Origin of the sequence: Methylobacterium sp. WL9, assembly GCF_008040035.1 — a bacterium.
Taxonomy (GTDB): domain Bacteria; phylum Pseudomonadota; class Alphaproteobacteria; order Rhizobiales; family Beijerinckiaceae; genus Methylobacterium; species Methylobacterium thuringiense.
Map to the genome: position 1 here is coordinate 20,763 of NZ_VRVE01000022.1, position 16,149 is coordinate 36,911.

Annotated in this window: 15 protein-coding genes and 1 pseudogene; 9 read left to right on the forward strand and 7 right to left on the reverse strand. The window is 68.7% G+C overall.

Annotation, left to right across the window (positions count from 1 at the left end; translation table 11 throughout):
- Nucleotides 1–160 precede the first annotated feature (160 nt).
- Entirely contained in the window at nucleotides 161–478 is a 318-nt protein-coding gene (locus FV217_RS09510) for a PepSY domain-containing protein (protein ID WP_147816951.1), read from the reverse strand.
- Nucleotides 479–589: 111 nt separating this feature from the next.
- On the opposite strand from FV217_RS09510, the gene FV217_RS09515 reads away from it, so the two are divergent.
- Nucleotides 590–877 (forward strand): PepSY domain-containing protein, encoded by a 288-nt coding sequence (locus FV217_RS09515; RefSeq protein WP_147816952.1) that lies wholly within the window; start codon nucleotides 590–592, stop codon nucleotides 875–877.
- Nucleotides 878–1,163: 286 nt separating this feature from the next.
- Here FV217_RS09515 and FV217_RS09520 read toward each other — a convergent pair whose 3' ends face one another.
- On the reverse strand, nucleotides 1,164–2,093 hold the full coding sequence (locus tag FV217_RS09520; protein WP_238232803.1) for an alpha/beta hydrolase: 930 nt from the start codon (nucleotides 2,091–2,093) through the stop codon (nucleotides 1,164–1,166).
- Nucleotides 2,094–2,277: 184 nt separating this feature from the next.
- On the opposite strand from FV217_RS09520, the gene FV217_RS09525 reads away from it, so the two are divergent.
- A complete protein-coding gene (locus FV217_RS09525) occupies nucleotides 2,278–2,973 on the forward strand; it encodes a VIT family protein (RefSeq protein WP_147816953.1) in 696 nt (231 codons plus the stop codon).
- Between the two features lie 40 nt (nucleotides 2,974–3,013).
- On the opposite strand, the pseudogene FV217_RS23370 reads toward FV217_RS09525, so the two are convergent.
- Nucleotides 3,014–3,130: pseudogene (locus FV217_RS23370) on the reverse strand (LysR family transcriptional regulator); the annotation flags it as partial.
- Between the two features lie 134 nt (nucleotides 3,131–3,264).
- The gene (gene typA, locus FV217_RS09530) at nucleotides 3,265–5,094 is read right to left on the reverse strand and encodes a translational GTPase TypA (protein WP_147816954.1); all 1,830 of its coding nucleotides are present in this window, start codon (nucleotides 5,092–5,094) and stop codon (nucleotides 3,265–3,267) included.
- 329 nt (nucleotides 5,095–5,423) lie between these two features.
- Here typA and minC point away from each other — a divergent pair, with 329 nt between their 5' ends.
- Nucleotides 5,424–6,092: a septum site-determining protein MinC gene (minC, locus tag FV217_RS09535; protein WP_238232817.1), complete on the forward strand. Its 669-nt coding sequence runs from the start codon at nucleotides 5,424–5,426 to the stop codon at nucleotides 6,090–6,092.
- A gap of 169 nt (nucleotides 6,093–6,261) precedes the next feature.
- Here minC and FV217_RS09540 read toward each other — a convergent pair whose 3' ends face one another.
- Entirely contained in the window at nucleotides 6,262–6,636 is a 375-nt protein-coding gene (locus tag FV217_RS09540) for a 4a-hydroxytetrahydrobiopterin dehydratase (protein ID WP_147816956.1), read from the reverse strand.
- Between the two features lie 216 nt (nucleotides 6,637–6,852).
- Here FV217_RS09540 and FV217_RS09545 point away from each other — a divergent pair, with 216 nt between their 5' ends.
- The 3 genes from FV217_RS09545 to FV217_RS09555 are packed head-to-tail and all read left to right on the forward strand — an operon-like array spanning nucleotide 6,853 to nucleotide 9,387.
- Nucleotides 6,853–7,839, forward strand: coding sequence for an ABC transporter substrate-binding protein (locus FV217_RS09545; RefSeq protein WP_147816957.1), 987 nt, complete (start codon nucleotides 6,853–6,855; stop codon nucleotides 7,837–7,839).
- 44 nt (nucleotides 7,840–7,883) lie between these two features.
- The gene (locus FV217_RS09550) at nucleotides 7,884–8,618 is read left to right on the forward strand and encodes an ABC transporter permease subunit (protein ID WP_147816958.1); all 735 of its coding nucleotides are present in this window, start codon (nucleotides 7,884–7,886) and stop codon (nucleotides 8,616–8,618) included.
- Entirely contained in the window at nucleotides 8,599–9,387 is a 789-nt protein-coding gene (locus tag FV217_RS09555) for an ATP-binding cassette domain-containing protein (RefSeq protein ID WP_147816959.1), read from the forward strand. Before FV217_RS09550 ends, FV217_RS09555 begins: the two co-directional genes overlap by 20 nt.
- Before the next feature lie 252 nt (nucleotides 9,388–9,639).
- On the opposite strand, the gene FV217_RS09560 is transcribed toward FV217_RS09555, so the two are convergent.
- Together FV217_RS09560 and FV217_RS09565 are read right to left on the reverse strand one after the other, a co-directional pair.
- Complete coding sequence (locus FV217_RS09560; protein ID WP_147816960.1) at nucleotides 9,640–10,497, reverse strand: prephenate dehydratase; 858 nt, start codon at nucleotides 10,495–10,497, stop codon at nucleotides 9,640–9,642.
- A gap of 129 nt (nucleotides 10,498–10,626) precedes the next feature.
- Complete coding sequence (locus FV217_RS09565; RefSeq protein ID WP_147816961.1) at nucleotides 10,627–11,370, reverse strand: 3-deoxy-manno-octulosonate cytidylyltransferase; 744 nt, start codon at nucleotides 11,368–11,370, stop codon at nucleotides 10,627–10,629.
- A 287-nt stretch (nucleotides 11,371–11,657) separates the two neighbouring features.
- On the opposite strand from FV217_RS09565, the gene FV217_RS09570 reads away from it, so the two are divergent.
- From FV217_RS09570 to FV217_RS09580, 3 genes are all read left to right on the forward strand, one after another.
- A complete protein-coding gene (locus FV217_RS09570) occupies nucleotides 11,658–12,629 on the forward strand; it encodes a cytochrome c family protein (RefSeq protein WP_147816962.1) in 972 nt (323 codons plus the stop codon).
- A gap of 181 nt (nucleotides 12,630–12,810) precedes the next feature.
- Entirely contained in the window at nucleotides 12,811–13,962 is a 1,152-nt protein-coding gene (locus FV217_RS09575; RefSeq protein ID WP_147816963.1) for a YihY/virulence factor BrkB family protein, read from the forward strand.
- Nucleotides 13,963–14,097: 135 nt separating this feature from the next.
- Nucleotides 14,098–16,005, forward strand: a complete 1,908-nt coding sequence (locus tag FV217_RS09580; protein ID WP_147816964.1) for an extracellular solute-binding protein — start codon at nucleotides 14,098–14,100, stop codon at nucleotides 16,003–16,005.
- Nucleotides 16,006–16,149: the final 144 nt, after the last annotated feature.

Below are 16,149 nucleotides of genomic sequence, written 5' to 3' on the forward strand. Positions count from 1 at the left end.
AAGATGCTCTTCTTGGGTGGTCATCGAGGCCGGGGCCTTGATGACCGTCCGCCGCATGAAGGCAAGTTTTCGCAGTCTGAAGACGTGCGATCGTGGCGACGCGCGGTCGCGCTTGCTGACGGCCGATCGTTGAAAGTTTCGCAACCAGAGGCCGTCGGACTCAATCATCGTCGTCGTCATCTTCCTGACCCAGGATCGCGAGCGACTTCGCGTCGACCTTGACCTCGCGGCGCTTTCCCTCGGCGGCCAGGATCTTGATCTCGTAGAGCCAGCTTCCATGCTTCCGCTTGAGTTCCAGGGCGACGACGTCCCCCGGTACGGCCTTTCGCGCGGCGGCGAGGATTTCGTCGAGGGGCCGGATCTCGCCGCGTTCCACCGCCTGGCGCGCCTGCTCCTGGTCGTCCTTCGCCTGCACGGACAGGGATACGCCGCCTGCAAGGGCGGCGAGCAGGAGGGCGAGGGCGGGGAGGCGGGACATGCGCGCGACACTACGAGACGCCGGCTGACAGAACGCTGACAGGGCGCGTCAGGGCCGCGGGGTGGGGCGCTGCGAAAAGGGGGCATCCGCAACGAACCCAGGATCGACCCCATGAAGACCTTCACCAAGACCCCCACCGCACTGCTCCTCGTCCTCGGCCTCACCCTCGGTGCCGCCGCCCCGGCGCTCGCCGACCAGCCCGGCAAGGACTGGATGCCGATGGACCAGGTGGTCAAGGCGCTGAGCCAGGCCGGCTATGCCGACATCCGCGAAGTCGAGGCCGACGACGGCCACTGGGAGGGCAAGGCCACGAAGGACGGCAAGCTGATCGAATTCCACGCCGACGCGAAGACGGGCGCCATCACCAAGGAGAAGCCCGCCGACAAGGACGACGACTGAGCCCCGCGCTCCGGCCGGCGTGCCTCGGCACCCGGCCGCCCCGTCCCCGATGTGAAAGCTGCCGAATGTCGATGATCGCGATCGCCGCCCTCACCATCGGCCTCGCCCTTGCGGGCAAGGTCCTCTGCCCCGATACTCGCGCCTGAACCTCAGGCCCTTCCCCAAGCGACAAGGAAGTCCCCGATGGCCGTCTTCAGCTCCGCCCCCCTCACCCTCGGCCTCGCCCTGTTCGGCATGGCCTACCTGAACGACGCAGCCCTGCGCATGCTGCGCCGCTGACCGGCGCTCACAGCCCGTAGGCGAGATCGATCGCCGCCCGCGCCAGCACGCCGTCACGCGGCCTCAACGCGTCGAGCACCGAAAAGTGGTTCGCCTTCGGCACCGGGATCAGGGCGCCGGGGGCGTGCTGCGCCGCGCGGAAGGCATGCAGCACGCGGGAATTTTCGACCAGCGGCGACAGCTCCGACGTGCCGTAGGCAAGCGTCAGCGGCTTCTCCACCGCCGGTAGCCGCAGCGGCGACAGCGTCGCCACCTCCTCGTCGGTGAGCTTGAGCTTGTCGTTGAGATAGGTGTCGCGCAGGGGCGCCAACTCGAAAATGCCGGAGATGGCGAGCCCGGCCCGCACGCTCGGATGCGACAGCAGCCGCGCCGCGAGATGCCCGCCCGCCGACCAGCCCGACACGATCACCGGCCCCGCGATGCCGTGCTTCGGCCCCTCGCGGCCGAGCCAGTCGAGCGCCGCGATGAGTTCCGCCAGGATCTCGGTGAGGCTCGCCTCCGGCGCCAGCGTGTAGCCCGGCAGCGCCGCCGCCATCCCCGCCTCGCGCACGCCGTCGGTGAGGCAGGCAAAGCTTTCGCGGGAGCGCGACTGCCAGTAGCCGCCATGGATGAACACGAGGCAAGGCGCCCCGGGGTTCTTGGCCGGGAACAGGTCCCAGCGGTTGCGCTCCTTCCGGCCGTAGGGGAGGTCGACAGTGTCCTTGTGCTGCCGCCGCAGCTCCACGGAGTCCGCGTTCCAGCGGTCGATCATGCCGGCGCCCTCGGGCACGGCGGCGGAGTTGTTGTAGGCGGCGTCGCGCTCGACCCGGTTCATGGTCGCCCAGTTGTCGGGACCCTCGACGAGATTCTGCGCGGCGCTCGGGCCTGCCATCAGGCCTCCGCCGATCAGCGCGCCCGCGGTGCCGGCGAGGAGGGCGCGGCGGTTGGGATCGGTCATGGGGCTTCCGTGCGCGTGGCGGGCGAAGGTGATCTCGGGCCGTGCGCGTTACTGTCAAGGTGCAAGGTGGCGGATGGCCATGTCGCCGGATCCGTTCACGCCGGGCCGAACCCGGTCCTATCCTGCAGATGCGGCGGCTCCCCCGGCAATGGCCGGCGGGACCGGCCATGAGGATCGACCGCCCGTGAGATCGACGCATCCGGAGCATCATCTCGTCGACCGCATCGGCTGGCTGCGCGCCGCCGTGCTCGGCGCCAATGATGGGCTGGTGTCGACGGCGAGCCTCATCGTCGGCGTCGCCGCCTCGGCAGCCGCGCCCACGGAGATCCTGGTCGCCGGAAGCGCGGGCCTCGTGGCCGGGGCGATGTCGATGGCCGCGGGCGAGTACGTCTCGGTCAGCTCGCAGGCCGATACCGAGCGGGCGGACCTCGCCCGCGAGCGGCGCGAACTGGAGCAGGACCCGGCCGCCGAGCGGCTCGAACTGGCGCAGATCTACGTCGACCGCGGCCTCGATGCGGACCTCGCCGCCCGGGTGGCCGACCAGCTCATGGCCAAGGATGCGCTCGGCGCCCACGCCCGCGACGAGCTCGGCATCTCGGCCTTCACCACGGCCCGTCCGGTCCAGGCGGCGCTGACCTCGGCGGCGACCTTCGCCGCCGGAGCGATCCTGCCGCTGCTTGTGGCCCTGCTCGCGCCGCCCCGGCTCACCGTCTACGCGGTTTCGGCCGCGTCCCTGGTGCTTCTGGCGCTGCTGGGTGCGCTCGGCGCGCGCGCCGGCGGGGCAGACATCCCCAAGGCGATGGTCCGCGTCGCCTTTTGGGGCGCCTTGGCCATGGCCGTCACGGCCGGCATCGGGGCGGTGGTCGGCAGGGCGATTTAGGGCATCGGCCCGAAAACGGCCGCCGGACCGAGCCGGCCGCTCACCCTTTCTCGAAGAAGTCGATGAAGGCACGGAGCGCCGGACGCATCTGCCGGCGGCTGGGATCGTACAGGAAGAACCCCGTGAAGGCGGGACAGCACTCCCGCATCACGGGGACCCGGCATCGGCTTCGTGCCCTACTCGCCCGCGAAGCGCGCCGGCAATCCCGAACGCGAAACGGCCCGGGGCGGTGGCGCCCCGGGCCGTTTCGGTGTGAACCTTCTCGTCGGGCCGCCGTGTGGCCCGACGGGATTAGGCGGTCAGGACGTCCTTGCTGCTGCGCTCGAAGCGCTTGCGGTCGTTCGGATCGAGGTAGATCTTGCGCAGGCGGATCGACTTCGGCGTGACTTCCATCAGCTCGTCGTCCTGGATCCAGGCCAGCGACTTCTCCAGCGTCATCCGGATCGGCGGCGTCAGGCGCACGGCCTCGTCCTTCGAGGTGGTGCGGATGTTGGTGAGCTTCTTGCCCTTGAGCACGTTCACCTCGAGGTCGTTCTCGCGGTTGTGCTCGCCGACGATCATGCCCTGGTAGACCTTCGCGCCGGGCTCGATCATCATCGGGCCGCGGTCTTCGAGGTTCCACATGGCGTAGGCCACGGCCTCGCCCTTGTCGTTCGAGATCAGCACGCCGTTGCGGCGGCCGGCGATCTCGCCCTTGAAGGGCTCGTAGGCCTTGAACAGCCGGTTCATGATCGCGGTGCCGCGGGTGTCGGTCATCAGCTCGCCCTGGTAGCCGATGAGGCCGCGGGTCGGGGCGTGGAAGACCAGCCGCAGGCGATCGCCGCCGGACGGCCGCATCTCGATCATCTCGGCCTTGCGCTCGGACATCTTCTGCACGACGACGCCTGAATACTCCTCGTCGACGTCGACCACGACCTCTTCGACCGGCTCCAGGATCTCGCCGTTCTCGTCCTTCTCCAGGACGACGCGCGGACGCGACACGGCAACCTCGAAGCCCTCGCGGCGCATGGTCTCGATCAGGATCGAGAGCTGCAGCTCGCCGCGGCCGGAGACGTAGAACGAGTCCTTGTCGGCGGCCTCTTCGATCTTGAGCGTGACGTTGCCCTCGCCCTCCTTGAACAGGCGGTCGCGGATCATGCGGCTCGTGACCTTGTCGCCCTCGGTGCCGGCGAGCGGCGAATCGTTGACGATGAAGGACATGGTGACGGTCGGCGGATCGATCGGCTGGGCCTGGATCGGCTCGTTGACCTGCGGATCGCAGAAGGTGTCGGCCACGGTGCCCTTCACGAGGCCCGCGATGGAGACGATGTCGCCGGCCTCGCCCACGTCGATCGGCGCGCGCTCGAGGCCGCGGAACGCCAGGATCTTCGAGACGCGGCCGGTCTCCACGAGCTTGCCCGTGCGGTCCATGACCTTGATCGACTGGTTCGGCTTCACCGTGCCCGAGGCGATGCGCCCGGTGATGATGCGGCCGAGGAAGGGGTTGGCTTCGAGCAGCGTGCCAAGCATCCGGAACGGACCCTCTTCGACGCGGGCCGGCGGCACGTGCTTCAGCACGAGCTCGAACAGCGGCGCGAGGCCGTCTTCCGGCGAGGCTTCCGGCGAATCGCCCATCCAGCCGTTGCGGCCCGAACCGTAGAGGATCGGGAAGTCGAGCTGATCGTCGGTGGCGTCGAGCGCCGCGAACAGGTCGAACACCTCGTTGACGACTTCGGTGATGCGGGCGTCCGGACGGTCGACCTTGTTGACGGCGACGATCGGCTTGAGGCCGATCTTCAGCGCCTTCGAGACCACGAACTTGGTCTGCGGCATCGGGCCCTCGGCCGCGTCCACCAGCACGATCACGCCGTCGACCATCGACAGGATGCGCTCGACCTCGCCGCCGAAATCGGCGTGGCCGGGGGTGTCGACGATGTTGATGCGGGTGTCCTTCCAGACGACCGAGGTCGCCTTGGCCAGGATCGTGATGCCACGCTCCTTCTCGAGGTCGTTCGAGTCCATCGCTCGTTCTTCGACGCGCTGGTTGTCGCGGAAGGTGCCCGACTGCTGCAGCAGCTTGTCGACGAGCGTGGTCTTGCCGTGGTCGACGTGGGCGATGATGGCGATGTTGCGCAGCTTCATCGGGAGATTGCGTCCGGAACGGGTCGAGCCCGACAAGGCGGGGACCGCATCATGCGGCCCTCGGCGTCGGGCGGGGAAGGCTTGATCGTGTGGCGCTGCAATAGAGACAGCCGTCGCATCCGGCAAGACACCGCGGCGCATGCGGTCCCCGCACGGGGAAAACGGCGCGTCGGAAACGTGTTGACGGGGCGGCGCGGCGGCGGGCGCGGCGCGCAACCTGCTATAAGGACGGGACGCCCTCCACCTCCCGACGCTCAGCGGACACAGCCTTGACCGGCCCTGCCTCCCCCCGCCCGCCGATCCGCTTCCGCGGCCGCTCGTTCCTCGCCATGGTGCTGGCTCCCGTGCCGCCGATCGCCCAGTGGCTCACGGAACTGGACGAGTTGAAGCAGCGCGCGCCGGCCTTCCTGACGGTCCGGGCGATCATCCTCGACGTGACGGGCCTGAGCTTCGACCGTTCGGATCTCGCCGACCTCTGCGCGGCGCTCGCCCAGCGCAACATCACCATCCTCGGTATCGAGGGCATCGGCCCGACCTCGCTCGGGCCGGGCTTCCCGCCGCCGCTGACCGGTGGCAAGGCGGCCGACGACGTCACCGTGCCGGAAGCGGGCGAGGCGCGGGCGATCGCCGCCGAGCCCGCCACGTCCGTCGCCAAGCCGGCGGGACGGGCGCGCTCGCTGGTGCTCGATGCGCCGGTGCGCTCTGGGCAGGTGGTTCAGCATCTCGAGGGCGACGTCACCGTGATCGGCTCGGTCGCCTCGGGCTCCGAGATCATCGCGGGCGGCTCGATCCACGTCTACGGCGCGCTGCGGGGCCGGGCGATCGCCGGGGCGGTGGGGGATTCCAACGCCCGCATCCTGGCCCGGCGCTTCGAGCCCGAACTCATCGCCATCGACGGCCTCTACAAGACCGCCGACGATCTCGGCGAGCGCTACTGGGGACAGGCGGTGCAGGCCCGGCTCGACGGGGATACGATCGTGGTGGCGGCGGTGGATTGAGCGGCTGACGGACCTTCGTCCTGCCTCGAAACCCACCGCCGTTATTCCTGGGTTCGCCGTAGGCTAGAACCCGGAACCCATCCGAGATGCGCGCTCGCCGCTGCGCCCAATCATGGATTCCGGGTTCCGCTGCGCTGCCCCGGAATGACGGGTTGGGGGGTAAATCCAGCTACTTATCGTATTTGATGTAGGCGAAGCGCGGGTCTTCCGGGGTGCCGGAGAGCGGGCTGCCTTCGTCCAGGCCGGGCTGCCACATCACCACCTCCTCGATCTTCTTGGCGAGGGCGAAGTCGGACTCCGTAATGCCCTTGGCGGCGTGGTTCATCAGCCGGACCTCGACCCAGGCATAGGAGGCCGTGAGGTCGGGATGGTGGAAGGCTGCCTCGGCGAGGTGGCCGACGGTGTTGATGACCATCAGCGTGCCCTTCCAGCCCGCCGTCTTGTAGGTGCGCCGGATCCAGCCGTCTTCCAGCCGCCAGGTCGGCAGCTCGCTCTTCAGCCGCGCCTCGACCTCTGCCTCGTCGAAGACTTTTGCCTTGGTCATGTTCGTCTCTCCCGTGATCCAGTTAAGGTTTTTGGTGAGAAAGCCTGCGCCGACTTCCCGTAGGGTTCAAGCACCCGGTCCTCCGGGATTTGCCGCAGAGGCAAGCCCGTCTCGGCGGTGGACGCCGGGGTGGCGAAACCTTATTTGAAACTCAAGAGATTGCGTCCGGCACGCGGTGCCGGGTGTCGATCCCCAGAGTTCAGGGAGATGGCGCCCATGCTGTCACGGCGCGGACTGCTCGCGACAGCGGCCCTGTGGCCCATGCCGGCGATCCTGCCCGCTCGCGCGGCGTCGCAGACCATCAAGCTCGGTGTGCTCCCGTTCGGCACCGCGGCCTGGGAGGCGGCGGTGATCAAGGCGCGCGGCCTCGATACGGCGAACGGCTTCACCCTGGAGACAGTCAAGCTCGCCGGCAACGACGCCGCCCGCATCGCCTTCCAGGGCAAGCAGCTCGACACCATCGTCGGCGACCTGATCTGGGCGGCGCGGCTGCGCAGCGAGGGGCGCGGCGTGAAGTTTTTGCCGTACTCCACCACCGAGGGCGCCGTGATGGTGCCCGCCGACAGCCCGATCAAGGGCCTCAAGGACCTTTCCGGCAAGCGGCTGGGCGTCGCCGGTGGAGCCCTCGACAAGAGTTGGGTGCTGCTGAAGGCGCAGGGGCGCGAGACCGGCGACATCGACCTCGAGAACACCGCCAAGCTCGCCTTCGGCGCCCCGCCGCTGCTGGCGCAGAAGCTCGAGACCGGCGAACTCGATGCGGCGCTGCTCTACTGGCAATACTGCGCGCGGCTGGAGGCCAAGGGCTTCAAGCGGCTGATTAGCGCCGACGACGTGATGCGGGCCTTCGGGGCCAAGGGTGCGGTCGCGCTGATCGGCTACCTGTTCGAGGGCGAGACCGTCGCGCAGCACCCCGACGCCGTGCAGGGCTTCGCCCGCGCCTCCCGCGCCGCCAAGGAGATCCTGGCCGGCGAGCCCGAGGCCTGGAATGCCGTGCGGCCGCTGATGGCGGCCGAGGACGACGCCACGTTTGAGGCCCTCAAGCGCCAGTTCCTGGCCGGCATCCCGCGCCGCACGATCGAGGCTGAGCGGGTCGACGGCGAACACATCTTCGCGACCCTGGTGCGCACCGGCGGCGAACAGCTCGTCGGCGAGGCCAAGACCCTGCCGCCGAACCTCTATCTCGATGCGGCCGGCAATGGTTGAGGCCATGAGACCCCATTGTGGCCTCCGGAGTCGCTGACACGCGTATGGCTCTCCTCGCGCGTCTCGCCTCGCTCGTCGTGCTGCTGGTGCTGTGGCAGGCCGTGTCGGTCTATGCCGACGTGCGCACGCTGCCCTCGCCCGCCGCCGTCGCTGCCTTCATCGGGCGGGAGGCTCAGAAGGGCGACCTCTTTTTCAACGTCGGTATCACCCTGATGCGCGTGGCGATCTCCTTCGTCATCGCGATGAGTCTCGGTTGCCTGCTCGGCATCGTGCTCGGACGGTCCAAATGGGCCGATCAGATCCTCGACACGCCGCTGCTGGTGATCCTCAACACCCCCGCCCTGGTCATCACGGTGCTCGCCTATGTCTGGCTCGGGCTCACCGAGACGGCGGCGATCGTCGCGGTGGCGCTGAACAAGCTGCCGAACGTCGCGGTGATCATGCGCGAGGGCGCCCGCGGGCTCGATCCGGGGCTGGAGGAGATGGCGGCGAGCTATCGCTTCGACCGGCGCACCTGGATCGGCAACGTGCTGATCCCGCAGCTCCAGCCCTTCGTGATCGCGGCGGCGCGCTCGGGCATCTCCCTCGCCTGGAAGATCGTGCTCGTGGTCGAGCTGATCGGCCGGCCGAACGGCGTCGGCTTCGCCATCAACTACTATTTCCAGCTCTTCGACGTCACCGCGGTGATCGGCTACAGCCTCGTCTTCATGACCGTGATGCTCGCGATCGACACCCTGATCCTCCAGCCGATCGATGCTCATGTCCGCCGCTGGCGTTAAGTCCGCCGCTGGCGCCGACGCGATCCTGGACCGGCCGGCGGTCGCGCCGCTGCTGCGCGTCGCGATTGCGCGAAAGGTCTATCGCCGGGCCGGCACTGAGCCGGTCGAGGCCGTCCGCGACCTCGCCTTTGAGGTCGGTCCAGGCGAAATCACCTGTCTGATCGGCCCCTCGGGCGCCGGCAAGACCACGACGCTGCGCATCCTGCTCGGCCTCGACGCGGAGTACGAGGGCACCGTCCTGCCGGATCCCGCCGAGGCCGGCATCGCCATGGTGTTCCAGGACCCGAGGCTGCTGCCCTGGCGCAGCGTCGAGCAGAACGTCCGCCTGGCGCTTCCACGCCCGCACCGTGACAAGAATCTCGACGCGCTGTTCGAGGCGCTCGGGCTGGAGCCGTGGCGCTCGCGCTATCCGGGCGCGCTCTCGCTCGGGATGCAGCGGCGCGTCTCGCTCGCCCGCGCCCTGGCGCAGGAGCCGCGCATCCTCGTCCTCGACGAGCCCTTCGTCTCGCTGGACGATGCCGCCGCGGCGGGCCTGCGCGGCCTCGTCGTCGCGGCGGTGGCGCGCTTCGGCACCAGCGTGCTGATGGTGACCCACAACGTCGACGAGGCCATCGAGATCGCCGACCGGCTGCTGCTGCTCTCGGGACGCCCTGCGACCCTCGTCGCCGAGGTTCCCCTCGACACGCCGCGCGCCGAGCGCTCGCGCAGCTGGGCTGAGGCGACGCGGCGCGGCCTGGCCGGGCGGTTTCCGAACGTGATCGCCGACTGATCGCGAACGCAGCGCGACGTTGGCCGTAAGCTCCAGCCCCTTTCCCGGACGCATGGAGCGTCAGCGGAATGCGATCTGGGACCCTTTCGCGAAGCGTCCGTATGTTTCCACCAACGGCAGAGATCGAGAGCCGCTTCGCGGCCGGTTTTCGTACTGGATCCCGGATCACCTTTCGCTTCGCTGCAGGCGTCCGGGAAAGGTGCCGCGATCGTACCGGCGAGAGAGGCTGGTCGGCGAAGGTTCGATCGGCCCCTACTCCGCCGCCGCCCGCGTCGTCTCGCGGAACGGGTGCGCCGGATACGTCCCGACGATCCGCAGTTCGCGCGAGAAGTAACGCAGTTCGTCGAAGGCGCGCAGCAGCGCCGGATCGTTCGGGTGGCCGTCGACCTCCGCGTAGAACTGCGTCGCGGTGAAGCGGCCCTCGACCATGTAGCTTTCGAGCTTGGTCATGTTGACGCCGTTCGTGGCGAAACCGCCGAGCGCCTTGTAGAGCGCGGCCGGGATGTTGCGGACCCGGAAGACGAAGCTCGTCACGCTCTCCGTCCCAGGCGGCACGCCCGGCCCGGGCTCGGGCGAAAAGACCACGAAGCGCGTCGTGTTGTGGGCCTCGTCCTCGACGTCCTCTTCGAGGATGTCGAGCCCGTAGACCTGCGCCGCCAGCGCCGGGGCGAGCGCCGCGCGGGTCGGATCGCCCGCCTCGATCACCTCGCGCGCCGCGCCGGCCGTATCGCCCGCCACCACGGCCTTGAGGCCGAGGCGCCGGATGATGCGGCGGCACTGGCCCAGCGCATGGATGTGGCTGTGCACGCTGGTGAGCCCGTCGATCCGCGCGCCCGGCAGCGCCATCAGCTGAAAATGGATCGGCAAAAAATGCTCGGCGACGATGTGCAGCGGCGAGGTCGGGATCAGGTGGTGGATGTCGGCGACGCGGCCGGCGATCGAGTTCTCGATCGGGATCATCGCCAGCGCCGCCCGGCCCTCGGTCACCGCCGCGAAGGCGTCCTCGAAGGTGGGGCAGGGCAGGGAGGACCAGTGCGGATAGGCCTGGGCGCAGATGATGTGCGAGTTGGCGCCGGGCTCGCCCTGATAGGCGATGGTGTTCTCGGTCATTGTTTCGGACCTTCTTGTGTTGTCCACGACCGAAGACGGTCGCGGACGTCCGCCGCATCAGCGGCGACGCGCATTCGCGCTTGCCGACGGCCGATCGCAGAAGAGGTCATGGTTCGCGGCCGTCGGGGATCAGTTGAGCCGCCGGCGCGCCATCAGCGCACGGGCGCGGTCGAGATCGGCCTGGGTGTCGACGCCGAGCGGCAGGTCGTCGACGATCATCGCGTCGATGCGCATGCCGGCCTCCAGCGCACGGAGCTGTTCCAGCTTCTCGCGCTGTTCGAGCTCGCCCTGCGGCAGGGCGACGAAGCGGGTCAGCGCCTTCCGGCGATAGGCGTAGAGGCCGATATGGTGGAAGAGCGGGCCGTCGCCCCACGGCGCGCGCGACCGGCTGAAGTAGAGCGCCCGCAGGCGGCCAGGGCCGACATGGTGGCCGACGAGCTTCACCACGTTCGGGTTCTCCGCCTCGTCGGCCTGCGTGATCACCGCACAGAGCGTGGCGATGTCGACGGAGGGGTCGGCGAGGGGCGGCAATACGGCGCCGATCACGGCGGGGTCGATCGTCGGCAGGTCGCCCTGCACGTTGACGACGACGTCGTGCTGGCCGTTCGGGTCGATGGTCTCCAGGGCCTCGGCGAGCCGGTCCGAGCCGCTGGCATGATCGACGCGGGTCATCACGGCGAGGCCGCCCTGCGCCTCGATCAGCGTCACGATCTCGGCCGTGTCGGTGGCGACCACCACGGGGCCGATGCCGGCCTCCACGGCCCGGCGCCAGACATGCACGATCATCGGCTCGCCGGCGATCTCGGCCAGCGGCTTGTTCGGCAGGCGCGTCGCGGCGAGGCGGGCGGGAATCAGGACGAGGGGATCGGACATTTTTTCGGGGATAGGCGCGCGAGACGGCTCGCTTCGGGCCGGTGCTTAACAGGGGCAGCGGCCATTGTCATGGAACCGTGCCGGCCGGTCCCGAAACCTGTAACCGTGACCGTTGCCACCCGGGAGACCCCAAAAAGGCGTGATGCGACCCCGCACGACGCGCGCGGCCATTGCACGAAACGGGGCCGAGCGGCTAAGCACCTTCGAAACCCTCCAAAGTCCGGCGACGCTTGCGTCGGGGCCGATCGAGACCAGGTCCAGGACACAGCACGCCGGAGCCGTCGAGAATGAACTCTTTCGAGTTGAACAAGGTCGCGGGCGCCGTGCTCGGGACCCTGCTGTTCGCGTTTGGGACGGGCTTTCTCGCGGAACTGATCTACACGCCGAAACCGGCCGGAAAGGCGGGCTATGCCCTGCCCGGCGGCTCCGAGGGTGGTGAGCACGGCGGCGCCGCGCCGGCCGGGGGCGGCGAGGCGGCCGCTCCGAAGGAGGGCATCGCGGTGCTGCTCGCCAGCGCCGACGCCGAGAAGGGCAAGGCCGGCACCAAGGCCTGCCAGGCCTGCCACAGCTTCGAGAAGGGCGGCCCGAACAAGGTCGGCCCGGACCTCTGGGAGGTCGTCGGGCGCAAGAAGGGCTCGCACGAGGGCTTCGGCTATTCCGAGGCCATGAAGGCCAAGGGCGGCGAGTGGGGCTACGAGGAACTCGACGGGTTTCTGACCAAGCCGAGCGAGTACGTGAAGGGCACCAAGATGTCCTACCAGGGCATCTCTGCGGCACCCGAGCGCGCCAACGTCATCGCCTATCTGCGCACGCTCGCCGAGACTCCGAAGCCGCTGCCGGCCGCGGAGAAGAAGGACGAGCCCAAGAAAGACGAAGGCAAGAAGGACGAGGCCAAGCCCGAAGGCGACAAGAAGGCCGAGGGTGAGGCGAAGCCCGACGCCAAGCCTGCCGAGCCGGAGAAGAAGGCCGAGGGCGAAGCGAAGCCTGACGGCAAGGCCGCCGAGGGCGAAAAGAAGGCTGAAGACGCCAAGCCTGCGGAGACGAAACCTGCGGAGTCCAAACCCGCAGAGTCCAAGCCTGCCGAGGAGGCTAAGCCCGCCGAGCCGGAAAAGAAGGCCGAGGACGCGAAGCCTGCCGAGACACCTCCCGCCGTGGACAAGAAGCCCGAGGAGGCCACGCCCGCCAAAGAGCCGGCCGAGGCGAAGCCCGAGGGTGACACGAAGACCGACGACAACGGCGGCGAGCCGAAGCCGCAATAGGCATCCTCGCAGAGTCCGAAAGGCCGGCCCCGACAGGGCCGGCCTTTTTCGTTGCCGCCGCACCTCCGCCGCCATCAGGCCGGTGCCGCCATCGCCGATGCCGGCGAATTCGCCGCGTCGCGGCGGATATCTCATGCGCGACGGCGGTTGTCCGGAGTCGAGGGCGATCCGAGGGTCCGTCATGGCGCGAGCACATCACACGACCCGCGATCCGTCCGCGCAAGGCGGTTCCGCGATCTGGACGCTGGCGCTGGGGGTCGCGCTCATCGGCGTCGTCTCATTACCGAGGCGCGGCCGGTCCCGAGAGGGGGCGAAACCTTCGATCGACGAGGCACCCCGCCAGTTGCCGCCGTCACATACGGGAGGCGATGCGCGCCGGGTCGCCGCGACACAGGGTGAGCGCGGCCGAGCAGCGGATGGCCCGACGGAGATTCCGGCAAAGGGTTGGAAGGACATCCTCCTGCGCACCTATCGTGACGTGGCCGAGAACCGCATCATGCTGGTCTCGGCCGGCGTCACGTTCTTTGCGCTGCTCGCCATCTTTCCGGCGGTCGCCGCCCTCGTCTCGATCTACGGGCTCGTCGCCGAAGCCTCGACCATCAACGACAACCTCGCCGCGCTCCAGGGCGTGCTGCCCGCTGGCGCCCTCGAGATCGTCGGCGAGCAGGTCAAGCGGCTCAACGAGAAGGGCGACGCCACCCTCGGCTTCTCCCTGGCGCTCGGCATCGTGCTCTCAGTGTGGAGTGCCAACGGCGGCATGAAGCACGTCTTCGACGCGCTCAACCTCGTCTACAACGAACGCGAGCGGCGAAACGTCTTCGTCCTCAACCTCGTCTCGCTGAGCTTCACCGCGGGCGCATTGCTGTTCGTCGTGGCGGCATTCGGAGCGATCGTGGTGCTTCCGATCGTCTTCAAATTCGTCGGCTTGAGCGAGAGCGCGTGGTGGCTGGCTCTGCTGCGCTGGCCCGCGCTGTTTCTCGTGGTGATCGGCGCGCTGGCGCTGCTCTACCGCTACGGCCCGAGCCGCGATGCGCCGCGCTGGCGCTGGGTGACGCCGGGCAGCATGCTCGCCGCCTTCCTGTGGCTCGCCGGCTCGCTGCTGTTTTCCTGGTACGTTTCGAACTTCGGCAAGTACAACCAGACCTATGGATCTCTCGGCGCCGCAATCGGCTTCATGACCTGGATCTGGATCTCGACGATCATCGTGCTGATGGGTGCCCAGGTGAATGCCGAAATGGAGCATCAGACGGCGAACGACACCACCGTCGGCGACCCTCAGCCGCTCGGGGTTCGCGACGCCCACATGGCCGACACCGTCGGCGCCGCGACCTGACGGCCGACCGGCTGCCTCACAGTCCGCGGCCTCTTTCCCGGTCGGGCTGCGCGCAAGCGCCCGATTGGCCTTCGCCGACGCACCGGCCTAGAACGGCCTCCGATCGATCGGACCCGTTCGGGAGACCGCACAGACGTGAGCTCATCTACCGTGATCGGACGCCGCCCCTTCCTGGCCGGCATCCTCGCCACCACGATCGGGAGGAGCGCGGCCTCGGCCGCCGAAGGGGGGGCGGTTTCGTCGGCCCAGGAAGCCCCCGGCACCTGGCGCCATGCGCTGACGCTGCTCGGCGACCCGAAATATCCGCCGGACTTCAAGCATTTCGAATATGCCGACCCGGTCGCGCCCAAGGGCGGCCTCGTGCGGCTCGGCGCGCAGGGCGGCTTCGACAACCTCAATTTCATCGTCAACGGCCTCAAGGGCGACCTCGAGGGCGGGATCACGCAGATCTACGAGACCTTGATGGAGGATTCGGCCGACGAGCCGTTCTCCTCCTACGGCCAGATCGCCGAGGGCGTGCGCATCGCCGAGGACGGCAAGTCCGTCACCTACCGGCTGCGCCCGCAGGCCAGGTGGCACGACGGCCAGCCGCTCACCGTCGCGGACGTGATCTGGTCGTTCGAGACCCTGAAGGCCAACAGCCCGTTCTACGCGGCCTATTACCAGAGCGTCTCGAAGGCCGAGCAGACCGCCGAGCGCGAGGTCACCTTCCGTTTCGACGAGGCCGGCAACCGCGAGTTACCGCAGGTGCTCGGCCAGATGCAGGTGCTGCCGAAGCACTGGTGGACCGGCAAGGACGCCAGCGGCAAGCCGCGCGATGCGACCCAGACCACACTCGAGATCCCCCTCGGCTCCGGCCCCTATCGCCTCGCCAAGATCGATGCCGGCCGCAGCGCGGTCTACGAGCGCGTCGACGATTACTGGGGCAAGGACCTGCCCGTGAATCTCGGGCGCAACAACTTCCAGACGGTGCGCTTCGAGTATTTTCGCGATGGCTCGGTGCTGCTGGAGGCCCTGAAGGGCGATCTCTACGACTTCCGCACCGAGAACGTCGCCCGCAACTGGGCGACCTCCTACGACGACTTCCCCGCCGTGAAGGAAGGCCGCCTGATCAAGGAGGAATTTCCGGGCCGCGGCACCGGCATCATGCAGGCCTTCGTGTTCAACCTGCGCCGGGACAAGTTCAAGGACGAGCGCGTGCGCCGGGCCTTCAACCTCGCCATGAACTTCGAGGAGATGAACCGGCAGCTGTTCTACGGACTCTACGGCCGCATCGATTCCTACTTCTACGGCTCCGAGCTGGCCTCCTCGCAAGGCCTGCCGGAGGGCGCCGAGAAGGCGCTGCTGGAGGGGCTGAAGGACAAGGTCCCGGCCAGCGTCTTCACCGAGCGCTACAGGAACCCGGTCAACGACACGCCCGAGGCCGTGCGCGCCAATCTCCGCGAAGCCGTAAAACTGCTGCGCGAGGCCGGCTACGAGCTCAAGGGCGGCCAGATGGTGAACAAGGCTACGGCTGAGCCGCTGACCGTGGAGTTCCTGGAATTCCAGAACGTGTTCGAGCGGGTGATCCTGCCGTTTGCCGCGCAGTTGAAGCTCATCGGCATCCAGAGCTCGATCCGGGTGATCGACCAGGCGCAGTACCAGAACCGGATGCGCGGCTACGAGTTCGACATCACGACCTCGAACTGGCCGGAATCGCTCTCGCCGGGCAACGAGCAGCGCGAGTTCTGGGGCTCGGCCGCCGCCGACAAGCCGGGCACGCGCAACATCGCCGGCATCAAGGATCCAGCCGTCGACGCGCTGATCGAGAAGCTGATCTATTCGACCGATCGCGAGAGCCAGATCGCCGCGACCCACGCCCTCGACCGAGTATTGCTCGCCCACAACTACGTGCTGCCGCAATGGTCCTCGCCGGTGACGCGGACGATCCACTGGAACCGCTTCTCGCGGCCGGCCGTGCTGCCGAAATACGGCGGATCGGGCTTCCCCGCGACGTGGTGGTACGACGACAAACTCGCCGCGAAGACCGGGGCGCCGCGTTGAGCCGGCGTCTCGACGGGCTCTCCTCCCCCTTGTGGGGAGGAGTTGGAGGTGGGGGTGGTGCAGAAGGCACCGCAGCACCTCTTTCGGCTCCATCCCCACCCCTACCCCGCCCCACAAGGGGGAGGGGAGTCAGGCTGGCCCGGC

What these genes read in the sequence shown, in the direction of transcription:
- FV217_RS09510 (WP_147816951.1), bottom strand. Translation starts at nt 478, where the DNA reads ATGTCCCGCCTCCCCGCCCTCGCCCTCCTGCTCGCCGCCCTTGCAGGC.
- minC (WP_238232817.1), top strand. Translation starts at nt 5,424, where the DNA reads ATGGTGCTGGCTCCCGTGCCGCCGATCGCCCAGTGGCTCACGGAACTG.
- FV217_RS09550 (WP_147816958.1), top strand. Translation starts at nt 7,884, where the DNA reads ATGGCTCTCCTCGCGCGTCTCGCCTCGCTCGTCGTGCTGCTGGTGCTG.
- FV217_RS09560 (WP_147816960.1), bottom strand. Translation starts at nt 10,497, where the DNA reads ATGACCGAGAACACCATCGCCTATCAGGGCGAGCCCGGCGCCAACTCG.
- FV217_RS09515 (WP_147816952.1), top strand. Translation starts at nt 590, where the DNA reads ATGAAGACCTTCACCAAGACCCCCACCGCACTGCTCCTCGTCCTCGGC.
- FV217_RS09555 (WP_147816959.1), top strand. Translation starts at nt 8,599, where the DNA reads ATGTCCGCCGCTGGCGTTAAGTCCGCCGCTGGCGCCGACGCGATCCTG.
- typA (WP_147816954.1), bottom strand. Translation starts at nt 5,094, where the DNA reads ATGAAGCTGCGCAACATCGCCATCATCGCCCACGTCGACCACGGCAAG.
- FV217_RS09565 (WP_147816961.1), bottom strand. Translation starts at nt 11,370, where the DNA reads ATGTCCGATCCCCTCGTCCTGATTCCCGCCCGCCTCGCCGCGACGCGC.
- FV217_RS09540 (WP_147816956.1), bottom strand. Translation starts at nt 6,636, where the DNA reads ATGACCAAGGCAAAAGTCTTCGACGAGGCAGAGGTCGAGGCGCGGCTG.
- FV217_RS09520 (WP_238232803.1), bottom strand. Translation starts at nt 2,093, where the DNA reads ATGACCGATCCCAACCGCCGCGCCCTCCTCGCCGGCACCGCGGGCGCG.
- FV217_RS09545 (WP_147816957.1), top strand. Translation starts at nt 6,853, where the DNA reads ATGCTGTCACGGCGCGGACTGCTCGCGACAGCGGCCCTGTGGCCCATG.
- FV217_RS09570 (WP_147816962.1), top strand. Translation starts at nt 11,658, where the DNA reads ATGAACTCTTTCGAGTTGAACAAGGTCGCGGGCGCCGTGCTCGGGACC.
- FV217_RS09575 (WP_147816963.1), top strand. Translation starts at nt 12,811, where the DNA reads ATGGCGCGAGCACATCACACGACCCGCGATCCGTCCGCGCAAGGCGGT.